Genomic DNA, 26,311 nt, shown 5'->3' on the forward strand with positions numbered 1-26,311 from the left:
TGCCCTCTACTTCACCCGGATGCCGAGCCGTTCGAGCGCGCGGCCGATCGCGGCCACCGCGTTGAGCAGTTCGTTCGCGTCGATCGCGCCGATGCAACCCACGCGGAACGTTTCCACTTGAGTGAGCTTGCCCGGATACAGCACGTAACCGGCCTCGCGGACTGCCGCGTAGAAGGCCGCGAAATGCCACGCGGGGTCGCGCGGCGCGTGGAAGGTGACGATCACGGGCGCCTGCACTTCGGGCTTCAGAAACGGCTCGAAACCGAGCGCTTTCATGGCGCCGACCAGCGCCGCGCAGTTGCGCGCGTAACGCGCACCGCGCGCCGGCTGGCCGCCCTCGGCGCCGAACTGGTTGAGCGCCTCGCGCAACGCAGCCACCACGTGAGTTGGCGGCGTGAAGCGCCACTGCGTCGTCTTCTGCATGTAGACGTATTGGTCGTGCAGATCCAGCACGAGCGGAGGCGAACGGCCTTCGCTGTCCTCCAGCACGCTGCGCCGCACAATCACGAATCCCATGCCCGGCACGCCTTCGAGACACTTGCCGCTCGCCGAGATCAACGCGTCGATGCCGCCGCGCCGCAGGTCGATAGGCAACGCGCCGAACGAACTCATCGCATCCACGATCAGGCTTTTGCCGTGCCGCTGACATACCGCGGCGATATCGTCGAGCGGATTGAGCAGGCCGGCGCTCGTTTCCAGATGCACTTGCGCGACGTGGCTGATGCGCGAGTCGCGGTTGAAGGCGTCTTCAATGGCGGCGGCGCTGACCGGTTCGTCCTCGCGCAGCGCCAATTCGATATAAGCGATGCCCATCCGCTGCAATATTCCGATCAGCCGGGCACAATACGCGCCGTTGTTCGGAACCAGCACGCAGCCCTGGCGCGGCACCAGCGTGCCGAGGGCCGCTTCGACCGCGAAGGTTCCGCTGCCTTGAAGCGGGACGCATACATAGTCGTTTTCCCCATGTACGATCTTCAGGAGGTCGGCGCATACGCTGTGGGTCATGCGGTTGAACGCGGCATCCCACGAACCCCAGTCGCGCAGCATTGCTTCGCGCGTCCGCGAGGAAGTGGTGAGCGGGCCTGGGGTCAACAGGATCGGGTCGTTTCCAAGGATCACACAAGCCTCCGTCATCATCCGAAACAGGCGCGGCCCGGACCGGGCGACGAAAAGATTCATTTGGATATTATTGGCGAATTGTGTCATTTTTTGGAATTCAGCAGAATCGTCATGGCGTTGTCATGCAAACCTGTGATCCTTGCCGTGCCCTTTCAGGCATGGCTGGCAGCGCGAGTGTCGTAGATGGGCTGTAAGTCGGGCTGGAAAGGTGGGAACAAAGTTGTTGGCAATCTGCAATCCGCATGAATCTGCACACAGCTTGATGCGGGCAACACGTAAGCGGCGCGGCGCTACCGCCGTTCAATCACAACAGGTATCGGGATATCCCGACCGTCTGGTTTTTTGCCTTTCGGAGAAAGCGACATGACAAAGACGAATTCCCTTCACGCCAAGGCGGGTCTCGCACGCAAGCTGCTGCCGGCGCTGGTCGCCGCAGCGGCATTCGGCGCCACGGCAATGCAGGCGCACGCGGCCGACGCCGTGGTGCTGTACACCGCCGACGGCCTCGAAAACCTTTATAAGGACGTGCTGCCGGCCTTCGAAAAGAAGGAAGGCGTGAAGGTCAACATCGTCACGGCGGGTAGCGGCGAAGTGGTGAACCGCGCCACCATCGAAAAGGATCAGCCGAAGGCCGACGTGCTCGTCACGCTGCCGCCGTTCATCCAGCAAGCCGACCAGAGCGGCCTGCTGCAGGCTTATCAGAGCGCCAACTACAAGAACGTGCCGGCGATTGCCAAAGCGTCGAACGGGGCATGGGCGACTTTCGTGAACAACTACTTCTCGTTCGCGATCAACCCGGAAGTCACCAAGACCCAGCCGAAGACCTTCGCGGATCTGCTGCATCCGGACTTCAGCGGCAAGATCGCCTACTCGAACCCGGCCACGGCGGGCGACGGCATGGCGGTGATCATCCTGACCTCGTCGCTGATGGGCGAAGACAAGGCGTTCGACTATCTGAAGAAGCTCGAAAGCAGCGCCAAGTTCCACACCAAGGGCACGGGCTATCTCGACGTGCTGCTTTCGCGTAACGAAATCGCGGTCGCCAACGGCGATCTGCAAATGGATCTGGACGACGCCGCCAACGGCGGCCTGTCGCTCAAGCCGGTGTTCCTCGCGGCCGCGCCCGGCGGCCAGCCGACCACGTTCCAGTTGCCGTACGCGATCGGCCTGATCAAGAACGGTCCGAACCAGGCGGAAGGCAAGAAGCTGATCGACTACCTGATGTCGACGGAAGTGCAGGCCAAGGTGCCGGACATCTTCGGTATTCCGGGCCGTACCGACGTGCCGCTCGCCGGCAAGAACGGTGAAGCCGTCAAGCAGGCCATCGCCGGCGTGAAGCTGATTCCGGTGGACTGGAATCAGGTGATGGCGAAGAAGGCCGACTGGACCGCGCGCTGGAAGAACGACGTGATCGGTTCGTCGGGCAAGCAGATCGAAGTGGTCAAGCCGAAGTAAGCGGTTGTTCGTAGCGTCATCGGCGTCACCCGGTCACGTAACCGGGTGACGTCACAGAATCAGGCGGCGCTCGCGGGAATCCCGAGGCGCTGCATCTGTATTAATCCAGTTGGAGGATGAACCCGGTGAATACCGCCAGTCTTGCTCAACCAGGCGCGCTCGGCGCCGCCCCGGACGCGCTCGATGCCGCGAGTTCGACTACGCCGGGCGGCGTGCAGATCGACCATCTGACCGTGCGTTTCGGTTCGCGCACGGTGCTCGACGATCTGTCGCTGACCATCCAGCGCGGCGAACTGCTTACCGTGCTCGGCCGCAGCGGTTGCGGCAAGACCACCCTGTTGCGCTTCATCGCCGGGTTTATCGAGGCGGACGGCCTGTCCGGCACGCTGACCGTGGCCGGTCACGATCTCACCCACGTGCCGCCGCACAAGCGCAATCTCGGCCTGCTGTTCCAGAGTTATGCGCTGTTCCCGCATCTGTCGGTGTTCGAGAACGTGGCCTTCGGCTTGCGCGCGCGCCGCACGCCGTCCAAAGATATCGCCCGGCGTGTGGCCGATGCATTGAAGCTGGTGCAACTGGGCGAGGCCGGTCACGTGATGCCCGCGCAGCTGTCGGGCGGCATGCAGCAGCGCGTGGCGCTCGCTCGCGCGCTCGTGATCGAGCCCGACGTACTGCTGCTCGACGAACCGCTTTCCGCACTCGACGCCAATCTGCGCGCGTCGGTGCGTTCCGAGCTGAAGGCGCTGCATGAGCGTCTGCCGAATCTGACGATTGTCTGCGTGACGCACGATCAGGACGACGCCCTGGTGCTATCCGACCGCACGCTGCTGATGCGCGAAGGCCGCATCGCGCAACTCGGCACGCCGCAGCAGTTGTACGACACGCCCGCCGACGGTTTTGTCGCGCGTTATCTGGGCGCGGCCAATCTGCTGCCGCCGCAGGTGGCGTTCAGCATGAGCGACGTACGCCACAACGAGCGCGAACGCGTGGCCTGCCTGCGTCCTGAGGCGCTGCGTATCGTGCCGCTCGGCGAAGGGCACTTGCACGGCGCGATCGCCTCGGTCGAATGGTATGGCGCGGTGTTGTCGGTTTCCGTCGTACTGGACGCGATGCCCAACGAGCCGGTGCTCGTCACCATGCAGCGCGGCCACGGCATGATGCCGGAGAAGGGCGCGCGTGTTTCCCTGCGTTACGAGGCTGACGATGTCGTCCTTATCAACCCCTGATACGCCGAACCCGCTCGGCACAGCCGCCGCCGACGCGCGCCGCAGCGCCAGCGCCGCCTCACATACGGCCGCGGTGAAGCGCCGCGAACGCGCTGCGCAATGGCACCTGCTGTTCATCGCCGTGGTGGTGCTCGGGCCGCTGGTCATCTATCCGCTCGTGCGTCTGGTGCTGCTCAGTCTGACCGGCCCGCATGGCTTGAGCCTGCAGGCTTATTCGGCGTTCTTCAGCAATCCCGAAACGAGTGGCGTGATCGGCACCACGCTGTGGATCCTGTTCGCCAGTGCCGGGCTCGCGTCGCTGCTCGGCGTCGCGCTCGCGTCGATGCTGTTCTTCAAGCCGTTCCCCGGCGCGCGCATGATCACGCGCTTTCTCGAACTGTTCGTCGCGTTCCCGTCGTTTCTGGTCGCCTTCACGCTGATCTTTCTGTACGGCTCGCAGGGTTCGGTCAGCATCGGCTTGCAGCGGCTCTTTCATCTGCAGGCGCCGCCGCTCGATTTCCTGTTCGGCGTAGGCGGCGTGATTCTCGCGGAGGTGGTGTTCTACGCGCCGTTCGTAGTGCGTCCCACGCTGGCTTCGTTCGCCACGCTCGATATGCGTCTGATCGAAGCCGCCCGCAGCCTCGGCGCGAGCGGCTGGATGGTCGCGGCCAGGGTGATCCTGCCGCTCGCGTGGCCGGGCATCGCCGCCGGCACCATCCTGTGCTTTCTGCTGACGCTCAACGAGTTCGGCATTCTGCTCGTGCTCGGCAGCGCGCATCTGATCACGCTGCCGGTGGCGATCTACAGCTCCGCCACCGTCGATCTCGATCTGCCGACCGCCGCCGCCGGCGCGGTCGTGATGCTGATCATGTCTTTGTCGCTGTATGCGTTGTACCGCCAGGTCAACCGTCGCAAGGTAAAAGGAGCGGGTCATGGCCGTTGAACTCGATCCGACCGTCTTGCCGGTCATGCATAAGAAAGCGCGACCGGTGCGCCGCAGTCTGCCGGTACGCATGCTCGGCGGCCTGTTTCTCGGTTTTGCCGCGCTGTTGTGCTTCTGGCTGTTCGTGTTGCCGGTGCTGGTCGTCGCGCTCTCGAGCGTGGCCGCGCACTGGTCCGGCACGATCCTGCCCGACGGCTTCAGCACGCGCTGGTTCGAGCGCCTCGGCTCGAGCGACTTCGACGCGCTCACCACCAGCCTCGAAATCGGCATGGGCGTCGCCGTGCTCGGCACGATTCTCGGCCTGTGGCTCGCGCTGGCGCTCGAAGGGCGCGACCGCCGCGGCCTCGGCGCCTTCGTCGACACCATTGCGATGATGCCCAACGGCGTGCCGAGCGTGGTGCTCGGGCTCGCGGTGCTGATCGCGTATCACAAGCGTCCGCTCGATCTGTCGAGCTCCGCGGCGATCGTCGTGTTCGTGCAGCTCGCGCTCGTGTTGCCGTTCTGCTACCGGTGCGCCGCCGCCGCGTTGCGCCCGGAGCTCACGATTCTGCGCGAAGCGGCGGCGAGTCTCGGCGCGCCGCCTTCGATGGTGTTGCGCCGCGTCGTGCTGCCGCAACTGGTGCCGGCGATCCGCGCGAGTCTCGCGCTGGGGTTCGCGCTCTCGCTCGGCGAACTCGGCGCCACGCTGACCGTGTATCCGCCGGGCTTCGCGACGGTGCCGATCGTGGTCGTCGGTCAGGTGGAACGCGGCTATTACCTGCCGGCTTCCGCGCTGTCGCTGATTCTTCTGCTGGTCTCGCTGGCTGCGCTGCTGCTGATCGCGGCGCGCGTGCCGCGCCGTCGGGCGGACTGACGAGCAACTTCTGATGCATGTGCAGGCGTGCCATGACGGCGCGTCTACACATATCGATGTGGCAAAATTTGTCAAAATGACCGAATATATGCAAACTGCTTCTGTCGATCCGATTGAGGTTGTGCGCAGGCATTCGCTGACGACGCTGGTTCGCGACGAAATCGAACGGCACATCATCGAGGGGGCGCTCGCGCCCGGCGACAAGCTCAACGAAGCCGACTGGGCCACGCGTCTGCAAGTGTCGCGCGGTCCGGTGCGCGAGGCGTTTCGCGCGCTGGAGCAGGCCGGCCTCGTGCGTACCGAGAAGAATCGCGGCGTATTCGTGCGGACGGTCTCGCTGGCGGAAGCGGACGAGATTTACGCGGTGCGTGCGGTGCTCGAAGAGGCGGCGTGCAGGATGCTGGCGGCGAGTATCGATGCCGGCAAGCTCGCGGTATTGCGCGATTGGCTCGACGCCATGCGCGCGGCGCGCGACGCGCGGGACCACGACGCCTACGCGCGCGCCAACGTGGCGTTTCACGACGCGCTCGTGGCGGCGTCGGGCAATCTGAAGCTGTATGAGACGTACCGCAGGCTGGTGTGCGAGTTGAGCCTGTTTCGACGTGCCGCGCTGGTGGTACATGCCGATGCGATGGAGCGCTCGCTGGCCGAGCATCGCGCGATTCTCACGGCGCTCGCTTCGCGTGACGCCGGGCGTGCCGCGGCGCTGATGCATGCGCATGTGAACGGCGGCTTGCAGCGCGCTCATGCGGCGTGCGAACCGGCCGGGCCGTTGGGCATGGTGCGCATGCCGCCGGCATCGAACGGTTGAGGTAGTGGCAACGGACTGACTACAACACGCGTGCCCGGCACGCATGGAAGGCGACGATGGCAAATACGAGCACGAGCACGAGCGGACGCACGATCGAAGTCAACGGCCGCAGCTACCGGCTACCTTCGCAACCGACAGTCGTGGTGTGCGTCGACGGCTGCGAATTCGACTATCTCGAAGCCGCGGTCGCGGCGGGCGTCGCGCCGTTCATCGGCAAGATGCTCAAGGGCGGCAGCGCCTTCAAGGGCGACTGCGTGATTCCGTCGTTCACCAACCCGAACAATCTCTCGATCGTGTGCGGCGTGCCGCCTTCGGTGCACGGCATCTGCGGCAATTACTTCTGGGATCCGCACGCGAACGGCGGCGAGGGCGCGGAAGTGATGATGAACGATCCCGCCTATTTGCGCGCGGGCACCTTGCTGGCCGCCGCCGCCGAAGCGGGCGCCGCGGTGGCCGTGGTCACGGCGAAAGACAAACTGCGCCGGCTGCTCGGCTGGCAGTTGAAGGGCATCTGCTTCTCGGCGGAAAAAGCCGACAAGGTGAAGCTCGAAGAAAACGGCATTGGCGAAGTACTCGATCTGGTCGGCTTGCCGGTGCCCGATGTGTATAGCGCGGGGTTGTCCGAATTCGTGTTCGCCGCCGGCGTGCGGCTCGCGCAAACCCGCAAGCTCGACCTGATGTATCTGTCGACCACCGATTACATCCAGCACAAATTCGCGCCGGGCACCGAGGGCGCCAACGCGTTCTACGCGATGGTGGACAGCTACCTCGCGAAGCTCGACGCGCTCGGCTGGGTGATCGGCCTGACCGCCGATCACGGCATGAACGCGAAGCACGATCCGCAGACCGGCGAGCCGAATGTGATCTATCTGCAGGACGTGCTGGACGAGTGGCTCGGTGCCGGCCGTGCGCGCGTCATTCTGCCGATCACGGATCCTTACGTGGTGCATCACGGCGCGCTCGGCTCGTTCGCGACGATCTATCTGCCGCGCGACGTCAGCGTCGCGCAGGTGATCGAACGGATCGGCGGCTTGCAGGGGATCGAAACCGTGCTCGATAACAGTGCGGCGTGCGAACGCTTCGAACTGCCGAGCGATCGCGTCGGCGATATCGTCGTGGTCAGCACGAAGCATGTGGTGCTCGGCACACGGCGCGATGAGCATGATCTTTCCGGGTTGACCGTACCGTTGCGCTCGCATGGCGGTGTTTCCGAACAGGAAGTGCCGCTGCTGTTCAACCGGCGTGTCGAAGCGTTGCCGTCCAGCGGCGGCAGCGGCGGCAGGAGACTGCGCAACTTCGATATCTTCGACATCGCCTTGAATCGCGTGTCGGCATCATGAACGCCACGCTGCGGGACCATCCGGCTTTTCGGGCGGAAGCGCTGCGGCTCAAAGGCGAGCGCGTGACGCGCTCGCGCACGCTCGACGTGTTCGATCCGTATACGGGAACGCGCGTGGGCACGGTGCCGTTGGCGAGTGTCGACGACGTGCGTGCTGCGTTCGAGTACGCGGCAGCCTATCAGGCACAGCTCACGCGTTACGAACGCTCGCAGATTCTGGAGCGGGCGGCGGCGCTGATACGCGAGCGGACTGAAGAGGCGTCGGATCTGATTTCGCGCGAGTCGGGCTTGTCGAAGCAGGATTCACGTTACGAGATCGGCCGCGTGGCGGACGTGTTGAAGTTTGCTTCGATCGAGGCAGTGCGTGACGACGGGCAGAGCTTTTCCTGCGATCTGACGCCGCACGGCAAGAAACGCCGTGTGTTTTCGCAGCGCGAGCCGCTGGCGGGTGTGATCGTGGCGATTACGCCGTTCAACCATCCGATGAACCAGGTTGCGCACAAGATCGCGCCGGCTATCGCGACCAATAATCGGGTGGTGCTGAAGCCGTCGGAAAAGGTGCCGCTGTCGGCGCTCTATCTCGCCGATATTCTGTACGAAGCCGGCTTGCCCGCGCCGATGCTGCAGGTGCTGACTGGCGATCCGCGAGAAATCGCCGATGAACTGATCACGCATCCGTTGGCGGAACTCGTCACGTTCACGGGCGGCGTGGCGATCGGCAAATACATTGCGGCGAGAGCGGCGTACCGGCGTGTGGTGCTGGAGTTGGGCGGCAACGATCCGCTGATCGTGCTCGACGACGCCGATCTCGAACGTGCGGCGACGCTTGCCGTGCAGGGCTCCTATAAGAACTCCGGGCAGCGCTGCACCGCGGTCAAGCGGATGCTGGTGCAAAAGAGCGTGGCCGCGGATTTCACCGATCTGGTCGTCGAGAAGACGCGCGCCTGGAGTTTCGGCGACCCGTTCGATGCATCCAGTCAGATGGGCACTGTGATCGATGTTGCCGCGGCGCAGCTTTTCGAAGCGCGCGTGAACGAGGCGGTGGCGAGCGGGGCGCGTCTCCTGACCGGCAATCAGCGCAACGGCGCGTTGTATGCGCCGACGGTGCTGGACGGCGTCGATCCGTCGATGACGCTGGTGCGGGAGGAAACCTTCGGCCCCGTGTCGCCGATCATCACCTTCGACACGCTCGACGACGCCATCCGCATCAGCAACGGCACGGCGTTCGGGTTGTCGTCAGGTGTGTGCACGAACCGGCAGGATGCGATCACGCGTTTCATCAACGAATTGCGCGTGGGGACGGTCAATGTGTGGGAAGTGCCCGGCTACCGGATCGAGTTGACGCCGTTCGGCGGCATCAAGGACTCCGGACTTGGCTATAAGGAAGGTGTTCAGGAAGCCATGAAGAGCTTCACCAATCTGAAGACTTTTTCATTACCGTGGGAGTGATAACGTGGCATTGAGTGTGAAGGACATCCGTTCCCTGTTCGAGCAATACGGCAAGATGGCTTATAGCGGCGAGCCGGTCACGCAACTGGAACATGCACTGCAGAGCGGCTTACTGGCGCAAGAGGCTGGCGCTGACGACGACCTGGTCGCCGCGGCGTTTCTGCACGACCTCGGGCACCTGCTCAATCTGCAGGGTGAGACGCCGACGGAGCGGGGTATCGACGATCTGCATCAGTATTTCGCGCTGCCGTTTCTACGGCCGGTGTTGTCGGACGCGGTGCTGGAGCCGATACGCCTGCACGTCGACGCGAAGCGCTGCCTGTGCGCGATCGACGACACGTATTTCGGCCGGCTTTCCGCCGATTCGGTGAGGAGTCTGGAACTGCAGGGCGGCATTTTCCGCAAGGAGGAAGCGGACGCGTTTCTGCAGAAGCCCTACGCGGAAGATGCATTGCGCCTGCGCAGGTGGGACGATCTCGCCAAAGAAGAGAACCGCGCGACGCCGGATATCGAGCACTATCTGGGCGTTGTCGAGAGGGTGATGCTTAAGCACGCGGCTGCCTGATAGGCTGTCGGTTGGCCTTCGGAGAGATGTTTGGATCAGGCTGTTTCTGTCTGTTTCGCGCTTGCTGATTCTCTGACTTTGTCGCGATCCTCTTGCCGTTTCTGGCGCAATCCATGCAGATCAAAATAACGCTTGCAAGGCGGAGTCTGTCTCGCTAGAATCTCGCTCTTTCGTGCTTCGGACAACGGAGTGCGGGAGGCGGGAGAGCCAGTAGTGGCAAGGCTTTCAGCGAAGTGGGCGGGTTAGGCAAGTTGGAAAAACCTGTTGACGACGTAGCGAAAGTTCTTCATAATCTCGTTTCTCTGCTGCTGATGCAGCGACGCAGAACGAAGCGGTGCCGGGTGGTTGCGAGGTTGGCAATTGCGGTGGTGGCGGTTCGGTGGTGAATGCGTAACCGATCTTTAAAAATTAACAGCCGATAAGTGTGGGCGCTTGATGCGCGATGCGAGGCGGATCCTTCGGGGTCTGCCGAGAAGCGAAAGTATCAAGTCTCACACAGTAATGAAAGGAAGGTTTGACTGTCGCAAGATGGTTGGATCATTCGTCAGTACGTTGAGTGAGCGACCGGTCTCGGAAGAGACCGAAAAAACAGTAACAGGTTTGAACTGAAGAGTTTGATCCTGGCTCAGATTGAACGCTGGCGGCATGCCTTACACATGCAAGTCGAACGGCAGCACGGGGGCAACCCTGGTGGCGAGTGGCGAACGGGTGAGTAATACATCGGAACGTGTCCTGTAGTGGGGGATAGCCCGGCGAAAGCCGGATTAATACCGCATACGCTCTGCGGAGGAAAGCGGGGGATCTTAGGACCTCGCGCTACAGGGGCGGCCGATGGCAGATTAGCTAGTTGGTGGGGTAAAGGCCTACCAAGGCGACGATCTGTAGCTGGTCTGAGAGGACGACCAGCCACACTGGGACTGAGACACGGCCCAGACTCCTACGGGAGGCAGCAGTGGGGAATTTTGGACAATGGGGGCAACCCTGATCCAGCAATGCCGCGTGTGTGAAGAAGGCCTTCGGGTTGTAAAGCACTTTTGTCCGGAAAGAAATCCTCTGCCCTAATATGGCGGGGGGATGACGGTACCGGAAGAATAAGCACCGGCTAACTACGTGCCAGCAGCCGCGGTAATACGTAGGGTGCAAGCGTTAATCGGAATTACTGGGCGTAAAGCGTGCGCAGGCGGTTCGCTAAGACAGATGTGAAATCCCCGGGCTTAACCTGGGAACTGCATTTGTGACTGGCGGGCTAGAGTATGGCAGAGGGGGGTAGAATTCCACGTGTAGCAGTGAAATGCGTAGAGATGTGGAGGAATACCGATGGCGAAGGCAGCCCCCTGGGCCAATACTGACGCTCATGCACGAAAGCGTGGGGAGCAAACAGGATTAGATACCCTGGTAGTCCACGCCCTAAACGATGTCAACTAGTTGTCGGGTCTTCATTGACTTGGTAACGTAGCTAACGCGTGAAGTTGACCGCCTGGGGAGTACGGTCGCAAGATTAAAACTCAAAGGAATTGACGGGGACCCGCACAAGCGGTGGATGATGTGGATTAATTCGATGCAACGCGAAAAACCTTACCTACCCTTGACATGTATGGAAGTCCGCTGAGAGGTGGATGTGCCCGAAAGGGAGCCATAACACAGGTGCTGCATGGCTGTCGTCAGCTCGTGTCGTGAGATGTTGGGTTAAGTCCCGCAACGAGCGCAACCCTTGTCCCTAGTTGCTACGCAAGAGCACTCCAGGGAGACTGCCGGTGACAAACCGGAGGAAGGTGGGGATGACGTCAAGTCCTCATGGCCCTTATGGGTAGGGCTTCACACGTCATACAATGGTCGGAACAGAGGGTCGCCAACCCGCGAGGGGGAGCCAATCCCAGAAAACCGATCGTAGTCCGGATCGCACTCTGCAACTCGAGTGCGTGAAGCTGGAATCGCTAGTAATCGCGGATCAGCATGCCGCGGTGAATACGTTCCCGGGTCTTGTACACACCGCCCGTCACACCATGGGAGTGGGTTTTACCAGAAGTGGCTAGTCTAACCGCAAGGAGGACGGTCACCACGGTAGGATTCATGACTGGGGTGAAGTCGTAACAAGGTAGCCGTATCGGAAGGTGCGGCTGGATCACCTCCTTTCCCGAGCTGACGTGTCAAACGTTGAGCGCTCACGCTTATCGGCTGTGAAATTGAAGACAGATACGCAGACGGACTCAGGGGTCTGTAGCTCAGTCGGTTAGAGCACCGTCTTGATAAGGCGGGGGTCGATGGTTCGAATCCATCCAGACCCACCACTGATTCTGCGGTGGCTGACCGGTGAACCCCTTGGGATGAAAGCAGATCTGATCTGTGCATGACTGGGGGATTAGCTCAGCTGGGAGAGCACCTGCTTTGCAAGCAGGGGGTCGTCGGTTCGATCCCGTCATCCTCCACCAATCCTCAATGCGTAGCGTTCTGCGAGAGAAGCAGAGCGTTGTGCATTGGCGATTGAGCCAGTCAGAGTGATACGCGGTTATGGCAATCGCGATATCGGCTGTCGTTCTTTAACAATCAGGAAGAAGTAGTAAAGAGATTCACGAAAGGTCACTTAGAGATGGGTGATTGAGTAGGTGAATCAGGGTTGTGATTGTATCAATGTATTTTAAAGGTGATCGAAAGATTGCTTTGGAATACGGCGCAACACGAATACTCAACCTGTAGCGGCATGTGACTCGAGAGAGACACACCCGTTATAGGGTCAAGCGAACAAGTGCATGTGGTGGATGCCTTGGCGATCACAGGCGATGAAGGACGCGGTAGCCTGCGAAAAGCGGTGGGGAGCTGGCAAACGAGCTTTGATCCACCGATATCCGAATGGGGAAACCCGGCCCGTATGGGTCATCCGTAGCTGAATACATAGGCTACGTGAAGCGAACGCGGTGAACTGAAACATCTAAGTAACCGCAGGAAAAGAAATCAACCGAGATTCCCAGAGTAGTGGCGAGCGAAATGGGACCAGCCTGTACTCTTTATCTTCATTGTTAGTCGAAGGCTCTGGAAAGTGCCGCCATAGCAGGTGATAGCCCTGTAGACGAAAACAGCGAGGAAGAACTGGGTGTACGAGAAGTAGGGCGGGACACGTGAAATCCTGTCTGAAGATGGGGGGACCATCCTCCAAGGCTAAATACTCGTGATCGACCGATAGTGAACCAGTACCGTGAGGGAAAGGCGAAAAGAACCCCGGGAGGGGAGTGAAACAGATCCTGAAACCGCATGCATACAAACAGTCGGAGCCTTCGCAAGGGGGTGACGGCGTACCTTTTGTATAATGGGTCAGCGACTTACATTCAGTGGCAAGCTTAACCGATTAGGGCAGGCGTAGCGAAAGCGAGTCCGAACAGGGCGATTCAGTCGCTGGGTGTAGACCCGAAACCAGGTGATCTATCCATGGCCAGGATGAAGGTGCGGTAACACGTACTGGAGGTCCGAACCCACTAACGTTGAAAAGTTAGGGGATGAGCTGTGGATAGGGGTGAAAGGCTAAACAAACCTGGAAATAGCTGGTTCTCTCCGAAAACTATTTAGGTAGTGCCTCGTGTATCACCTTCGGGGGTAGAGCACTGTCATGGTTGTGGGGTCCATTGCGGATTACTACGCCATAGCAAACTCCGAATACCGAAGAGTGCAATCACGGGAGACAGACATCGGGTGCTAACGTCCGGTGTCAAGAGGGAAACAACCCAGACCGCCAGCTAAGGTCCCCAAATATTGCTAAGTGGGAAACGAAGTGGGAAGGCTAAAACAGTCAGGAGGTTGGCTTAGAAGCAGCCATCCTTTAAAGAAAGCGTAATAGCTCACTGATCGAGTCGTCCTGCGCGGAAGATGTAACGGGGCTAAGCAATATACCGAAGCTGCGGATGCACATTTATGTGCATGGTAGGAGAGCGTTCCGTAAGCCTGCGAAGGTGCATTGAAAAGTGTGCTGGAGGTATCGGAAGTGCGAATGCTGACATGAGTAGCGATAAAGGGGGTGAAAGGCCCCCTCGCCGTAAGCCCAAGGTTTCCTACGCAACGTTCATCGGCGTAGGGTGAGTCGGCCCCTAAGGCGAGGCAGAAATGCGTAGCTGATGGGAAGCAGGTTAATATTCCTGCACCATTGTTAAATGCGATGGGGGGACGGATCGCGGAAGGTTGTCCGGGTGTTGGAAGTCCCGGTCCTTGCATTGGAGAAGGCGCTTTGGCAAATCCGGGCGCGGAATTCAAGGGTGCGAGGCCATTCACTTAGGTGAAGAAGCAATCGGAAGTGGTTCCAAGAAAAGCCTCTAAGCTTCAGTTTAACAGGACCGTACCGCAAACCGACACAGGTGGGCGAGATGAGTATTCTAAGGCGCTTGAGAGAACTCGGGAGAAGGAACTCGGCAAATTGGTACCGTAACTTCGGGATAAGGTACGCCCCTGTAGCCTGACTGGCCTGCGCCAGAAGGGTGAAGGGGTTGCAATAAACTGGTGGCTGCGACTGTTTAATAAAAACACAGCACTCTGCAAACACGAAAGTGGACGTATAGGGTGTGACGCCTGCCCGGTGCCGGAAGATTAAATGATGGGGTGCAAGCTCTTGATTGAAGTCCCGGTAAACGGCGGCCGTAACTATAACGGTCCTAAGGTAGCGAAATTCCTTGTCGGGTAAGTTCCGACCTGCACGAATGGCGTAACGATGGCCACACTGTCTCCTCCCGAGACTCAGCGAAGTTGAAGTGTTTGTGATGATGCAATCTCCCCGCGGCTAGACGGAAAGACCCCATGAACCTTTACTGTAGCTTTGCATTGGACTTTGAACCGGTCTGTGTAGGATAGGTGGGAGGCTTTGAAGCGTGGACGCCAGTCTGCGTGGAGCCGCCCTTGAAATACCACCCTGGTTTGTTTGAGGTTCTAACCTTGGTCCGTTATCCGGACTGGGGACAGTGCATGGTAGGCAGTTTGACTGGGGCGGTCTCCTCCCAAAGTGTAACGGAGGAGTACGAAGGTACGCTAGGTACGGTCGGAAATCGTGCTGATAGTGCAATGGCATAAGCGTGCTTAACTGCGAGACCGACAAGTCGAGCAGGTGCGAAAGCAGGTCATAGTGATCCGGTGGTTCTGTATGGAAGGGCCATCGCTCAACGGATAAAAGGTACTCTGGGGATAACAGGCTGATACCGCCCAAGAGTTCATATCGACGGCGGTGTTTGGCACCTCGATGTCGGCTCATCTCATCCTGGGGCTGTAGCCGGTCCCAAGGGTATGGCTGTTCGCCATTTAAAGAGGTACGTGAGCTGGGTTTAAAACGTCGTGAGACAGTTTGGTCCCTATCTGCCGTGGGCGCTGGATATTTGAAGGGGGCTGCTCCTAGTACGAGAGGACCGGAGTGGACGAACCTCTGGTGTACCGGTTGTCACGCCAGTGGCATCGCCGGGTAGCTATGTTCGGAAGAGATAACCGCTGAAAGCATCTAAGCGGGAAACTCGCCTTAAGATGAGATATCCCCGGGGCTTCGAGCCCCTTGAAGGGTCGTTCAAGACCAGGACGTTGATAGGTCAGGTGTGGAAGCGCAGTAATGCGTTAAGCTAACTGATACTAATTGCCCGTAAGGCTTGATCCTATAACAGGTGTGTTTTGTGCCGGTCATGGCGGATGCTTCAGCATTTACCAGGACCCCACCCCCGAAGGGGGCAGGACACCACGCACGGTTGAGATCAGTGTTGTGCCAGAAACAACACAACCCCCCGAATCTCCCTCTGGTGAGCATCACCAGAAACTACTTCTTCCCGATTGGCGGTATTGCCCCATGGGCAGTACGGCAACAAGTCATGCCTGATGACCATAGTGAGTCGGTCCCACCCCTTCCCATCCCGAACAGGACCGTGAAACGACGCCACGCCGATGATAGTGCGGATTACCCGTGTGAAAGTAGGTCATCGTCAGGCTCCCCCGCAGCAGACAGAAACCCCACCCCAAAAAGGTGGGGTTTCTGCGTTTACCAACCCCTCCACACCGCCCTTACAGAACCGGATCAGCGCGAAAACCCGACACGAATCCGACACGAACAACCCGACCTGCTCCGCTACCCGCGTCCAGCAACCGCTACGGCGCAATTCACCCGCGGCATTCCGCTCTCCGCCCACTCCGCGCCGCTGCCGTACTCACGCACAGCCAGCGGCGCCCAGCATCAGATCTGCCCCATGACTTACTGCGCCGAGATATCCGCGCCGCTGCTCGCACCAGCGGGTATCCCACCATCGCTAATCTGCGCTTTGTCGACTTCTGCAAGCAATGCTTCGTCGCGTGCAATGACTTTGGGCAGATGTGTACGCAAGAACTCGACCCAGGTCCGCGTCTTCGCATCGATGAACTTGCGCGACGGATACAGCGCGTAAATATTCATCTTCTGCGCCGTATATTGCGGCAATACGCGCACTAACGTTCCATCACGCAACCCGGAAATTGCCGCGTATAGCGGCAGCATGCCAATGCCCATTCCTTCGCGAATCGCGACGATCAGCGACTCGGCGATGTTCACGTGCACAGGCCCATTCACCTCCATCGTTTCGCAGCCATTCGGCCCTTCGAGCACCCAATCGTGCGGCGGAAACGCCGGGGTGTGCAGGATCAGACACTCGTGGTGTGCCAGATCGGCCGGTTTCTGCGGCGCGCCGTGGGCGCGCACATACGCGGGCGAAGCGCACAAGATGCTGAAGGTCGTTCCGAGCGGAAGCGACACGAGATCCGAATTAGGCAAAGTGGAAGCGCCGATCACCGCGACGTCCGCGCTGCCTTCAAAGAGATCAGGCATGCGCTGCGACAACGTCAGCTCGACTGTCACCTCCGGATACAGCGCGCGATAGCGCGAGATGGCCGGCAACACGTAGTGCTGGCCGATGCTGGCAAAGCTATGCATTCGCAAAGCGCCGCTCGGGCGCTCGTGCGCACAACTGGCTTCTTCTTCCGCCGTGCTGACATCTGCAAGTATCTGCTGACATCGCTTCAGGTAGCGCTCGCCCGCAGTGGTCAGCGCAAGCCGTCGCGTGGAGCGGTTCAGCAACCGGGTCCGCAGATGAGCTTCGAGTTCCGAAACCGCGCGGGACATCGCGCCGGTCGTTGAATTGAGCGACTGCGCGGCACCGGTGAAACTCCCGGCTTCGACCACGCGCACGAACACTCGCATATTTTGTAACGTATCCATCAATCCTTCTATTTCACGGCAGAGGCCGTATTGTCCGCCTGTCTCGGATGCGCATTGTTGTTCGTTTTGGAAGGAACGTTCCGCGCCTGTCCTCTTAATGCACGCATAGCATGCTCCTACAATCGGCGCCTTGTCTGCCGGAGTGAGCAGTCTTCGCCGGTGTTTCTTTCGGCGGCCAACCCGGCTGCATTGCTTTCAGATAAAGCGCGAACATGCGATCGAACCGACGGCCGATTCCGTCCGGCAGTGGAGCTTCATGTTGCGGCCACTCAGTCGGGCTGTTCTCGACTGGGCAGATAGCGATGACCTGATCTGGCTGCATCTGTTGAAAACGGTGACCGCCGGTCTGCTGGCGCTGGGCATTGCGATGACTACTGTGTTCGTGCTGATGCAGCCGTTCAGCGGAATGGTGCTCGCCAAGAGTCTCTACCGGATTCTCGGGACTGCGGCGGGCACAGTCGCTGCACTGGTGCTGGGCGCATTGTTCGTCCAGCAGCCCGAGTTGTACATGCTCGGCATGATCGGCTGGGTCAGCGCCTGTATTGCGGCAGCGGTCCGGTTTCGGCATTTCAGGTGGTATGGCTTCGTGCTCGCGGGTTATGCCGCTGCGCTGATCGGCATCCCGAATATCACGGCGCCTCACGACCTGTTTCTGGCGGCGCTTACGCGCGCGGCGGAAGTAGCGGTCGGCATCGTGTCCTCGAGCGCGGTGAGCGCGCTGATCGTGCCACAGCGATCCAGCCTCGCACTGCGGCACGCGCTGCAGATTCGATACGCAAATTTTACAGCGTTCGCCGCCGATGTGTTGGATAGCGGCATCGAGCGTGGCCAATTTGAGCGGCGTTTTGCGGATCTCGTCGATGAGATCGTCGGTTTCGAGGCGACGCGCACTTTTGCCGCCTTCGAAGATCCGGCCATGCATTCACGCAGCGAGCATCTCGGCCGTCTGAACAGCGAGTTCATGGATGCCTGCGCGCGGCTGCACGCGCTGCATCAACTGCTCAAGCGTCTGCGCGTCAACGGTTCGGCGCCGATCGCCACGGCGATCAAACCATATTTCAGCGAACTCGCCGCGCTCATGGTCCAACAGCCCGATGCTGCAGTCGATGCATCGCGAATGGCGGCCCGCTTGCAGCACTTTCAGGCGAGTTTGCCCCGGCTCGTGCGCGAAACGAGACGGCCGCTGGAAGCCTCGCCCGCTGAATCGCTGCGGACTTCGATACGGCGGCGGAACTGCTGTACCGGTTCGTCGACGAATGGATCCGCTACTCGAGGACTTACTCATCTCTGACGCTGCGCAAGCCGGGGAGCCAGCCGCGGACCACCAGTCGCTACGTGAGCAAAACCAACAGCTTTGTCGTCGCGTCGACTTTTATCCGTGCGGCTGTGGTCATGGCGATCGCCGGCTGGTTCTGGATCACGACAGATTGGCCCAGCGGCGGCCTTGCGGTGATCGGCGCGGCGCTGGTATGCGCGCTGACGTCGACCGCGCCGAACCCTTGGAAGATGGCCGTACAGATGGGCGTCTGCGCGGTGCTGGCGACCATGACCGGTTACCTCTTCACCTGCTACGTGTATCCCAACATCGACGGCTTTCCGCTGCTGCGCATGACGCTGCGCCGGTGCTTGCGCTCGGTGCATTCGTCGCCACCCCCAAGCTTGCGGCGGGATATGGGATCGGCTTCTCGGTGTTCTTCTGCCTGCTCGCCGGACCCGACAACGTCGTAACTTACGTGCCGGATCTGCTGATCAACAATGGCATCGCGCTCACCGCGTCGCTGCTGTTGGCGGCGCTCGTCTTCGCGATTGTTTTCCCGGCCGATATGCCCTGGCTCATCGGGAAAATCCTCGGCGATCTGCGCGCGCAAGCGGTATCCGCATGCAAGGACGAGTTGCCGGGACTCAATCAACGCTTTCAGTCGAGCACGCACGATCTCACTTCGCAACTGCGTGTGCTGTGGGCGCGACGCTCCCGGCGTCGCCGTGATGCCTCGCGCTGGATGCGCGCGACACTTGAAGTGGGACACGCCGTAGTCGATCTGCGCAACGAGGCGGTGCGCGCCGATTACGCGCACGCACTCCATTCGCGATGGGACAGTACCGTCGAGCGAACCCGCGACGACCTCGCGCGGCTTTTCGAGTGCCCCGGCGCGCGTAGTCTCGAACACGCGCTGGTATCCGTGCGCTCGGCCACCTGGATCGCGCAAGACGTGCTGCAAACGGTTCATGCCGATCGCGACAAGCATCACGACCTGCAGCGCATTCTGAGTTGCCTGCACTTCATCCGCACTGCGTTGCTCGACAAGGACGCGCCTTTCAATGTGCGCTGACTCATTTTCGATTGACTCATGAGCGATTGACTCATGAGCGATTGACTTATCGGCGTTGCCCCCTGCGCGCCACGATCTGTCCCGTGCGCCGATCCTTCTTCAGGATGGAAAGATCACTTCCGGGCGGCCCCGTTTATCTGCGTGAGTGGTAACCATATAGTTTCATTACTGCATCGCAGTAATCGTAAGTCCTGGAGAACGAAATGAATGTGTTGAAAATCGCCTTGATCGCCTGCTGTTTGTCTGCTATCGGCGCTCAGGCACAAACGGCTCCCGCCGCCCCGCAACAGCAGTCCGCCCAAGCGGCTGCGCAACGCGACGCCAACGCGGACACGCGCGGCCGCGCCGCTGCACCGGCCGCCAAAGCTGAAGAGTGCGTCGGACCGGTGAGCTTCTGCAACATCTACTTCGGCAGTTAAGCCGCGTCACGCATCACCCTGAAGTACGTGCAAGACCTGTCGCGACAATTGACGCGCGACGAAGCACCCGGCCGCGACGCCGTCATGTCGTGACGCCGCGGCGGGGGCGACAATCCGGCCACTGAGTGAAGCACACCGCAGACGTGCGCATCAACGGGCCGGACTGGTGATTATGGAGAGACTGAGTTTCATGTACCAAGACCGGATTCGCTGCGCCGCGCTGCGCGGAAAAATCACTTCGGCTGCCGAGGCGGCACTACTGATTCAGGATGGCATGCGCGTCGGCGCCAGCGGTTTTACCCGCGCGGGCGACGCCAAGGCCGTCCCCGTTGCGCTCGCCGAGCGCGCGCGTCGGGAAGGCAAGCCGCTGCGCATTACGCTGATGACCGGCGCCTCGCTCGGTCACGACGTGGACCGCATGCTGACCGAGGCGCACGTGCTGGCTCGGCGCCTGCCGTTCCAGGTGGACAAGACGCTTCGCGATGCCATCAATCGCGGCGAAGTGATGTTCGTCGATCAGCATCTGTCTGAAACCGTCGAGATGCTGCGTGCGAACCAGCTTGGCAAACTCGACATCGCCATTATCGAAGCCGCCGCGATCACGGAGACCGGCGGCATTGTGCCGACCACCTCGGTCGGCAATTCGGCCAGCTTTGCGATTCTTGCCGACAAGGTCATTGTCGAGATCAATCTTGCACAGTCGCTCGCGCTCGAAGGGCTGCACGACATCTGGATTCCGGGCCGCAGGCCGCACCGCGAGCCGCTGCCGATCGTGCGGCCGCAGGATCGCGTCGGCACGAAGGCGATCGAGATCCCGCCCGAGAAAATCGCGGCGATCGTCATCACCGATATGCCGGACAGTTCGTCCACGGTGCTGCCGGCGGATGCCGAAACCGAATTGATCGCCGGTCATCTGATCGAGTTCTTTCAGCACGAAGTGTCGCACGGGCGCATGCCGCGAAACTTGCCGCCATTGCAGGCGGGCATCGGCACGATCGCCAATGCGGTGCTGGCCGGCTTCGTCGATTCGCCTTTCGAGGCCTTCGAAATTTATTCAGAAGTGCTGCAAGACTCGACCTTCGACCTGATGGATGCCGGCAAGGTGACGTTCGCCTCCGGTGCGTCGATCACGTTGTCGGCCGCGCGCCAGGCGCAGGTGTTCAGCGAGCTCGAACGCTACCGCGATCGTCTCGTCTTGCGTCCGCAAGAGGTCAGCAACCATCCGGAAGTAATCCGCCGGCTTGGTCTGATTGCGTTGAACACCGCGCTGGAATTCGACATTTACGGCAACGTGAATTCGACCCACGTGGGCGGTACGCACATGATGAACGGCATTGGCGGTTCGGGCGACTTCGCGCGTAACGCGTCGTGTGCGATCTTCGCGACCAAGTCGATGGCAAAGGGTGGCCGCATTTCGAGCATCGTGCCGATGGTGCCGCATTGCGATCACAACGAACACGACGTGGACGTGGTAGTGACGGAGCAGGGGCTTGCCGACTTGCGCGGCCTCGCGCCGCGCGAACGCGCCACGTTGATCATCGAAAATTGCGTGCATCCGCTGTATCGCGATCTGCTGCGCGACTACTACCGGGATGCTTTGAAGAACGGTGGGCAAACGCCGCACCAGTTGGATCAGGCATTCGCGTGGCACACGCGGTTGCGTGACACAGGCTCGATGTTGCCGGCGCAGGAAGCGGGGCTTTAAGTTCGGAAGGGTTTTGAGTCGAGCCGGCGTCAGGTGGCCTTCGCCCCTGACGCCATAAAACGTCAGATGCGGCGTTCAAGTACCTCGCCGGATGAGCCGGATAAGAAACAATAGAATAACCGCGCCGATGACCGCGGTGATGATCGAGCCGATCCAGCCGCCGCCCAGCGAAATATGCAGCACGCCGGCGAGCCAGCCGCCGATGAACGCGCCGACAATCCCGACGATGATGTCGACGATCAGGCCGAAGCCGCCGCCCTTGACGAGCACGCCTGCCAGCCAGCCAGCGATCGCGCCGATGATGAGCCATGCAATGATGCCGTGTTCCATAATCGAGACTCCCTAGTTAAGTGTGAAAAATTCACGGTGACAGAGCTTAGTCGAAGGTTATGGGACAGTCCATATTCAGGACGCGGAATTAACATTGTCTGAATCTATTGCAAACTAAGTGTAGACGATAGGCGCCAATATAGGGGACTTACGCGCTGCGCTTATTCGGGCGTGGGCTCCGCTTCTCTGGCCGTCCAGCTGACGCTGGAGACGCTCTTTTCCATGCTGATGCGGCTGGCCATCTGTTCGAGCTTCGACTGATCTTTGGGATGCATCTTCAGGGTTGCCGTTACACGAATGCGGCCTGGCTCACCTTCGACGTCCTCGCTCGTCAGGCTTTGAAACGACAGCGGTGTCGAATACATCGAATTGGAGACGGCGGTACGGATATGAATCTCGTCGGCCTCCCGGCAGACGATCGTCAACACGTATTCGCGGACCAGGTCGGCGTTCGAGACCGGCGTCGCGTTGATCATACGGCTGACTTCACGCAGCACGGTATTGGTCAGCAGCACGACCACGGTGCCCGCGAGCGCCGGTCCGTAATGACCCGCGCCGCACAGCACGCCCACCGCGGCGGAGCACCACAAGGTCGCCGCGGTGTTGATTCCCTGAATGGAACCCTTGTCGCGCATGATCACGCCGCCGCCGAGAAAGCCGACGCCGGAGACCACGTACGCGGCGATCTGCGTGATGCCGCTCGTACCGTTGCCGGTCAGCACGCCGAGCGTAACGAACAGGCACGCGCCGCTCGCGACCAGCGTGATGGTGCGCAGGCCTGCATTGCGCTGACGCATCTGCCGTTCAAGGCCGATCGCGACGCCGCAGGCGAAGGCGGCGAGAAGCCGCAAGAGGAATTCAACTGTCATCGGTCAACAAGGGTGAGGCGAGAGTTCGCGCAGTGTGAACCTTGCGCGTGACACCGGCGCGTCCGTCCCGATGGGCACGGGCGCGAACAGGCGTGAACCGGGCGCGCGAGCAAAACCTCGCGGCGCTGAAAGGCAAGGACTGTCGGCATGGCATTCAGCCATGCGGAACTCACTGCGACTTTACTGCAACAAGTGGGTATGGGTACTACGACGTGCACCGCCGCCTGAAGGCAAGACGGCGACAGAAAAAGGTTGGCGCGGAAATCTTGCCGATCAGGCGATCGGGCGAATCGAAGCTCGACGGGTACTACTGCTACTGTCCAAGATCGTGATTCCGGGTAAATGAATTGGGCGGATTTTAGGCGCCTCTGCAAAGATAAGTCAAGCCGCCATTGGGTGCGGCGACGAATGATTTGCACGTCATCTTTGAGGAAGTTTCCGTGCTGATTGAGGAACTATTCCCACACAAATACGGACTCCGAAGGTTGACGACGGCCATCCCGGAAAACACACTGTCTGTATAACCCGGGACACGCGGTTTCGCTCGTGCGTCGCGTTCCGCGCAACGTCACCGCTTCCGCCGCTCATTCGAATTGAGGAATGTATGAAAGTTAAAGTTCTTGGAGTCATCGCCGGTGCATTGATCGCTGCCGCTCCCTTTGTGTCGTTCGCGTCCGGCTTGCCCGCGCCGTTTGAAGGCAGCAGCACGCTGCAGGCAGACGGCCTCGTGAAGGCGGTCGATCAGGCCAACCATTCGGTTACGGTGCTCGACGCGCAGGGCGGCGAAGCGTCGTTCAACGTTACCGACACGCGAAATCTTGCGCAGATCAAGCAGGGCGGCAAGGTTCACATCCGCATGATGCGCAACGCCGTGATCAGCGTCACGCGCAGTGCGGACGGGCAAGTCACGGCGGCTCAAACCGGGCAGTCGAACACGGTTCAGACAGTGACCGCCCGCGTCGAGGCCATTGACCATGCTTCCGGAATCATGGCGCTCAAAGGCGCGGACGGTTCGGTGTTCCATATCCAGGGCCGCGATCCGGCCAGGACCGCCGGCGTGACGCCGGGTATGCAAGTGGCGGTGGCGTTCGCGCCGCAAGTCAGCGTGGCCGTGGCGCCCACGCAGTAACGTCCCCCTTCGTCGGGTTCGCTAGTCGGGCTCGCCGGGCACGAGGCGCAAGCGCGTGATTTCGGACGGCGCGCCCAGACGCTTCGGCGGTCCCCAGTAACCGGTGCCTCGGCTCGTGTACACCCAGAGTCCGTTCAGCCGCGCAAGACCCGCGGTGAACGGCTGCTGAAACCGCACGAAGAAATTCCACGGAAAGAACTGGCCGCCGTGCGTGTGCCCAGAGAGCTGCAATGTGAAGCCTGCTGCTGCGGCGGCTTCGGCTGAACGCGGCTGATGGGCGAGCAGTACCTTGATCAGCACGTCGCCAGGCGCGCCCGCTAGCGCCGCGACTGGATCGCTGCGGTGCGCCGGGTCGTGATGGCCCGCTGAATAATCGGTCACGCCGGCGATCACGGCACGCGCGCCGTCGTGGTCCACGACCACGTGCTCGTTCAGCAGAACGTTCAGTCCCAGGCGCCGGAATTCGTCGATCCAGGCGTCGGCGCCCGCGTAATACTCGTGATTGCCCGTCACGAGAAAGGCGCCGTGGCGCGCGCTCAACCGTGACAGCGGCTGCGTATGTCTGGTCAATTGCGGCACGCTGCCGTCCACGATATCGCCGGTGACAGCGATCAGATCCGGCTTGAGGCGATTCACCGCGTCGACGATCGCATCGACATAGCGGCGTTTGATGGTCGGTCCAACGTGAATGTCGCTGATCTGCACGATCGTGAAGCCGTCGAGCGCGGCCGGCAAATCGTCGATCGGCACTTCGATCGTCACCACCTTCGCGCGACGGCGAGCGTTGAACAGGCCGACAAGCGTAGAGAGCAGCGCGAGCAACGGCACCGCCGCTGCGGAGCCGGTCCGCCAGTGCGCGATGGCAACGGTGTTCGGCCAGATCGCATCGACGGTCAGAAGCGAGGCGAGCACGAGGTCGCGCACGAAAGTCAGGACCAGCAGTGAGGAGAAGAAACCCATCACCAGCAGACCGACCCACGCGAGCCGGTCGCTGAGCGGCTGCTGTTTGATCGTGCGCGCCAGCATGCCGAGTGGAATGAGAAAGATCGACAGCACGAGCCACAACCCGCACAGCCAGCGGCCGGCGGTATCGATCGGCATGTCCGGAATCAGACGAAAGCCGACGTAAATGTGCAGCAGGATGCCAATCAGGATGATGCGAACAAGAAACGATGAGCGGCGCATAGAGAGGATCAGGGCGGGAAGGGGCCGGCACGAGCGGAAGGGCGGCGCTACTCGTGCGTTGCGGCAATGCCGGGGCGAACGAGCCGACCCATTCTACCGAGATGTGCAATCGCCTGCCGGCGGCGTCAAATTTGCCGCTGACGTGGCGAGCCGCTGCCCGTGGGAAGGCGCCTGCATGGTACTGCATTGCAGCATCCAGGCCGCCGTATCTGGCTCATCCGGCCGTCTGTTGCGCTCGAATTAAATGGGCTTTGAATTGTGTTCGGGCGTGGACTATTCTGAAATAGAACCGGCTTGCAGCAAAGCTAAGGCAAGGGTCTCAGAGAAGGCCCTGGCGGTCTGCTAGCGGTTCGTTTATCGCCTGCAGAGGCGAAGGCAGGAGGCACAGATGAAACTGCTCAGATCAGGCAACCCGTTCCGTCACGCGCACCATACGCATCATGTCGGATACGAAGGCAGTCATGTCATGCTGCCGCTCGTGGTCATATCGGTGATGGCGATCGGCCTGTACTTCGGCGTGCGCAACATCGATTTTTCCGAATTGGGCAAGACCGCGCTGTTCTACGTGGTGATGCTATGCGTCGCCTTGGGTATCGCGGGATTGTTCGGCGTCGTCGGAGCGTGGGTTCGGTCGGGCGGCGACGAGGCCGAGGAGGGCTTCTGCTTCGTTGGTGCGCTGATCGGCGCGGTGGTGTTTTACGTGGCGCTCTTCAGTTGACCGGACTCGGCAGCGGGTCGGAGGCTACGGATCAGACGATCCGCGCGGCTTCGTCGAAAGCAAAGCGCGGGCTGCGTGGAAACAGCTTCGACGGGTCGCCGTAGCCCAGATTGATCAGAAAGTTCGACTTCACGGTCGTGCCGGCGAAGAAAGCTTCGTCCACTTTGGCGGCGTCGAAACCTGACATCGCACCCGTATCCAGGCCTAGCGCGCGGGCGGCGAGAATCAAATAGCCGCCTTGCAGCGTCGAATTGCGAAATGCCGTGTCGGCAATCGTCTTGTCGTTGCCGGCAAACCAACTGCGCGCGTCCGCGTGCGGAAACAGCTTAGGCAGATGCTCGTAAAACGCCATGTCCATCCCGACGATCGCCGTGACCGGCGCTGCCATCGTCTTCTCGAGATTGCCTGCCGACAATGCCGGGCGCAGCTTCTCCTTGCCTTCCTGCGTTTTGACGAAGACGAAGCGGCCCGGGCTCGAATTGGCCGAGGTCGGGCCGAGCAGGACGAGTTCGACGAGTTGCCGCAGCACGGCGTCGTCGACGGGTTCCGGCTGCCAGCCGTTATGCGTGCGCGCTTCGCGAAAAAGCTGATCGAGCGCCTGGTCGGAGAGAATCATGTTGAGTGTCCCTTGAAGGTGGCGTGCGAGGAATGAATATGACTGCTGCGGATGAAACCGCAACGTGCCTGCGTGAACG

General features: G+C 60.9%; 18 protein-coding genes, 2 tRNA genes, 3 rRNA genes and 1 pseudogene. 18 read left to right on the plus strand and 6 right to left on the minus strand.

Annotated elements, in window-relative coordinates:
• Positions 1-6: 6 nt before the first annotated feature.
• Positions 7-1,137: a 2-aminoethylphosphonate--pyruvate transaminase gene (locus PDMSB3_RS25650; RefSeq protein ID WP_407670651.1), complete on the minus strand. Its 1,131-nt coding sequence runs from the start codon at positions 1,135-1,137 to the stop codon at positions 7-9.
• Positions 1,138-1,482: 345 nt separating this feature from the next.
• On the opposite strand from PDMSB3_RS25650, the gene phnS reads away from it, so the two are divergent.
• From phnS to rrf, 13 genes are all read left to right on the plus strand, one after another.
• Entirely contained in the window at positions 1,483-2,574 is a 1,092-nt protein-coding gene (gene phnS, locus PDMSB3_RS25655; protein WP_007176833.1) for a 2-aminoethylphosphonate ABC transporter substrate-binding protein, read from the plus strand.
• A gap of 125 nt (positions 2,575-2,699) precedes the next feature.
• Positions 2,700-3,800 carry a 2-aminoethylphosphonate ABC transport system ATP-binding subunit PhnT gene (phnT, locus tag PDMSB3_RS25660; protein WP_007176834.1) on the plus strand — a complete coding sequence of 367 codons (1,101 nt, stop codon included), beginning with the start codon at positions 2,700-2,702 and terminating at the stop codon, positions 3,798-3,800.
• Positions 3,778-4,722, plus strand: a complete 945-nt coding sequence (locus tag PDMSB3_RS25665; RefSeq protein ID WP_007176835.1) for a 2-aminoethylphosphonate ABC transporter permease subunit — start codon at positions 3,778-3,780, stop codon at positions 4,720-4,722. The genes phnT and PDMSB3_RS25665 overlap by 23 nt, the downstream gene beginning before the upstream one ends.
• Positions 4,712-5,575 (plus strand): 2-aminoethylphosphonate ABC transport system, membrane component PhnV, encoded by an 864-nt coding sequence (gene phnV / locus PDMSB3_RS25670; protein WP_007176836.1) that lies wholly within the window; start codon positions 4,712-4,714, stop codon positions 5,573-5,575. The genes PDMSB3_RS25665 and phnV overlap by 11 nt, the downstream gene beginning before the upstream one ends.
• A gap of 76 nt (positions 5,576-5,651) precedes the next feature.
• Entirely contained in the window at positions 5,652-6,386 is a 735-nt protein-coding gene (locus PDMSB3_RS25675; RefSeq protein ID WP_035517128.1) for a phosphonate utilization associated transcriptional regulator, read from the plus strand.
• 56 nt (positions 6,387-6,442) lie between these two features.
• Positions 6,443-7,726 carry a phosphonoacetate hydrolase gene (gene phnA, locus PDMSB3_RS25680; protein ID WP_165188137.1) on the plus strand — a complete coding sequence of 428 codons (1,284 nt, stop codon included), beginning with the start codon at positions 6,443-6,445 and terminating at the stop codon, positions 7,724-7,726.
• The gene (gene phnY, locus PDMSB3_RS25685; RefSeq protein WP_165188139.1) at positions 7,723-9,174 is read left to right on the plus strand and encodes a phosphonoacetaldehyde dehydrogenase; all 1,452 of its coding nucleotides are present in this window, start codon (positions 7,723-7,725) and stop codon (positions 9,172-9,174) included. The genes phnA and phnY overlap by 4 nt, the downstream gene beginning before the upstream one ends.
• 4 nt (positions 9,175-9,178) lie before the next feature.
• Positions 9,179-9,739: a phosphonate degradation HD-domain oxygenase gene (locus PDMSB3_RS25690; RefSeq protein ID WP_007176840.1), complete on the plus strand. Its 561-nt coding sequence runs from the start codon at positions 9,179-9,181 to the stop codon at positions 9,737-9,739.
• A gap of 602 nt (positions 9,740-10,341) precedes the next feature.
• A 16S ribosomal RNA gene (locus tag PDMSB3_RS25695) occupies positions 10,342-11,872 on the plus strand.
• Positions 11,873-11,950: 78 nt separating this feature from the next.
• Positions 11,951-12,027, plus strand: a tRNA-Ile gene (locus tag PDMSB3_RS25700).
• A gap of 65 nt (positions 12,028-12,092) precedes the next feature.
• Positions 12,093-12,168 (plus strand) — tRNA-Ala (locus PDMSB3_RS25705).
• 300 nt (positions 12,169-12,468) lie between these two features.
• A 23S ribosomal RNA gene (locus tag PDMSB3_RS25710) occupies positions 12,469-15,350 on the plus strand.
• A gap of 211 nt (positions 15,351-15,561) precedes the next feature.
• Positions 15,562-15,675, plus strand: a 5S ribosomal RNA gene (rrf, locus tag PDMSB3_RS25715).
• The 16S, 23S and 5S rRNA genes sit together here with 2 tRNA genes alongside, the layout of an rRNA operon.
• Before the next feature lie 260 nt (positions 15,676-15,935).
• On the opposite strand, the gene PDMSB3_RS25720 is transcribed toward rrf, so the two are convergent.
• On the minus strand, positions 15,936-16,931 hold the full coding sequence (locus PDMSB3_RS25720) for a LysR family transcriptional regulator (RefSeq protein WP_165188141.1): 996 nt from the start codon (positions 16,929-16,931) through the stop codon (positions 15,936-15,938).
• A 199-nt stretch (positions 16,932-17,130) separates the two neighbouring features.
• Here PDMSB3_RS25720 and PDMSB3_RS25725 point away from each other — a divergent pair.
• From PDMSB3_RS25725 to PDMSB3_RS25735, 3 genes and pseudogenes are all read left to right on the plus strand, one after another.
• Positions 17,131-19,261 (plus strand): annotated as a pseudogene (locus PDMSB3_RS25725) (FUSC family protein).
• 203 nt (positions 19,262-19,464) lie between these two features.
• On the plus strand, positions 19,465-19,680 hold the full coding sequence (locus PDMSB3_RS25730) for a hypothetical protein (protein WP_007176842.1): 216 nt from the start codon (positions 19,465-19,467) through the stop codon (positions 19,678-19,680).
• A 190-nt stretch (positions 19,681-19,870) separates the two neighbouring features.
• Entirely contained in the window at positions 19,871-21,385 is a 1,515-nt protein-coding gene (locus PDMSB3_RS25735; RefSeq protein ID WP_035516553.1) for an acetyl-CoA hydrolase/transferase family protein, read from the plus strand.
• A 75-nt stretch (positions 21,386-21,460) separates the two neighbouring features.
• On the opposite strand, the gene PDMSB3_RS25740 is transcribed toward PDMSB3_RS25735, so the two are convergent.
• Complete coding sequence (locus tag PDMSB3_RS25740) at positions 21,461-21,715, minus strand: GlsB/YeaQ/YmgE family stress response membrane protein (protein ID WP_007176844.1); 255 nt, start codon at positions 21,713-21,715, stop codon at positions 21,461-21,463.
• Between the two features lie 161 nt (positions 21,716-21,876).
• On the minus strand, positions 21,877-22,584 hold the full coding sequence (locus PDMSB3_RS25745) for an MgtC/SapB family protein (protein ID WP_007176845.1): 708 nt from the start codon (positions 22,582-22,584) through the stop codon (positions 21,877-21,879).
• Positions 22,585-23,188: 604 nt separating this feature from the next.
• Here PDMSB3_RS25745 and PDMSB3_RS25750 point away from each other — a divergent pair.
• A complete protein-coding gene (locus PDMSB3_RS25750) occupies positions 23,189-23,713 on the plus strand; it encodes a hypothetical protein (protein WP_165188143.1) in 525 nt (174 codons plus the stop codon).
• A gap of 21 nt (positions 23,714-23,734) precedes the next feature.
• Here PDMSB3_RS25750 and PDMSB3_RS25755 read toward each other — a convergent pair whose 3' ends face one another.
• Positions 23,735-24,898: a metallophosphoesterase gene (locus tag PDMSB3_RS25755; RefSeq protein ID WP_007176847.1), complete on the minus strand. Its 1,164-nt coding sequence runs from the start codon at positions 24,896-24,898 to the stop codon at positions 23,735-23,737.
• A 388-nt stretch (positions 24,899-25,286) separates the two neighbouring features.
• On the opposite strand from PDMSB3_RS25755, the gene PDMSB3_RS25760 reads away from it, so the two are divergent.
• Complete coding sequence (locus PDMSB3_RS25760) at positions 25,287-25,616, plus strand: hypothetical protein (protein WP_007176848.1); 330 nt, start codon at positions 25,287-25,289, stop codon at positions 25,614-25,616.
• Between the two features lie 31 nt (positions 25,617-25,647).
• Here the strand turns inward: PDMSB3_RS25760 and PDMSB3_RS25765 are convergent, their stop codons facing one another.
• Positions 25,648-26,232 (minus strand): malonic semialdehyde reductase, encoded by a 585-nt coding sequence (locus tag PDMSB3_RS25765; RefSeq protein WP_007176849.1) that lies wholly within the window; start codon positions 26,230-26,232, stop codon positions 25,648-25,650.
• Positions 26,233-26,311 lie beyond the last annotated feature (79 nt).

It is taken from the genome of Paraburkholderia dioscoreae (genome assembly GCF_902459535.1).
Lineage (GTDB): Bacteria > Pseudomonadota > Gammaproteobacteria > Burkholderiales > Burkholderiaceae > Paraburkholderia > Paraburkholderia dioscoreae.

Bases quoted from the DNA above. Each gene is read 5' to 3' on its own strand.
- phnA (WP_165188137.1), top strand. From the start codon at position 6,443: ATGGCAAATACGAGCACGAGCACGAGCGGACGCACGATCGAAGTCAAC.
- PDMSB3_RS25765 (WP_007176849.1), bottom strand. From the start codon at position 26,232: ATGATTCTCTCCGACCAGGCGCTCGATCAGCTTTTTCGCGAAGCGCGC.
- PDMSB3_RS25755 (WP_007176847.1), bottom strand. From the start codon at position 24,898: ATGCGCCGCTCATCGTTTCTTGTTCGCATCATCCTGATTGGCATCCTG.
- PDMSB3_RS25675 (WP_035517128.1), top strand. From the start codon at position 5,652: ATGACCGAATATATGCAAACTGCTTCTGTCGATCCGATTGAGGTTGTG.
- phnY (WP_165188139.1), top strand. From the start codon at position 7,723: ATGAACGCCACGCTGCGGGACCATCCGGCTTTTCGGGCGGAAGCGCTG.
- PDMSB3_RS25665 (WP_007176835.1), top strand. From the start codon at position 3,778: ATGTCGTCCTTATCAACCCCTGATACGCCGAACCCGCTCGGCACAGCC.
- PDMSB3_RS25745 (WP_007176845.1), bottom strand. From the start codon at position 22,584: ATGACAGTTGAATTCCTCTTGCGGCTTCTCGCCGCCTTCGCCTGCGGC.
- PDMSB3_RS25720 (WP_165188141.1), bottom strand. From the start codon at position 16,931: ATGGATACGTTACAAAATATGCGAGTGTTCGTGCGCGTGGTCGAAGCC.
- PDMSB3_RS25750 (WP_165188143.1), top strand. From the start codon at position 23,189: ATGAAAGTTAAAGTTCTTGGAGTCATCGCCGGTGCATTGATCGCTGCC.
- phnS (WP_007176833.1), top strand. From the start codon at position 1,483: ATGACAAAGACGAATTCCCTTCACGCCAAGGCGGGTCTCGCACGCAAG.
- PDMSB3_RS25650 (WP_407670651.1), bottom strand. From the start codon at position 1,137: ATGATGACGGAGGCTTGTGTGATCCTTGGAAACGACCCGATCCTGTTG.
- PDMSB3_RS25735 (WP_035516553.1), top strand. From the start codon at position 19,871: ATGTACCAAGACCGGATTCGCTGCGCCGCGCTGCGCGGAAAAATCACT.
- phnV (WP_007176836.1), top strand. From the start codon at position 4,712: ATGGCCGTTGAACTCGATCCGACCGTCTTGCCGGTCATGCATAAGAAA.
- PDMSB3_RS25730 (WP_007176842.1), top strand. From the start codon at position 19,465: ATGAATGTGTTGAAAATCGCCTTGATCGCCTGCTGTTTGTCTGCTATC.
- PDMSB3_RS25760 (WP_007176848.1), top strand. From the start codon at position 25,287: ATGAAACTGCTCAGATCAGGCAACCCGTTCCGTCACGCGCACCATACG.
- PDMSB3_RS25740 (WP_007176844.1), bottom strand. From the start codon at position 21,715: ATGGAACACGGCATCATTGCATGGCTCATCATCGGCGCGATCGCTGGC.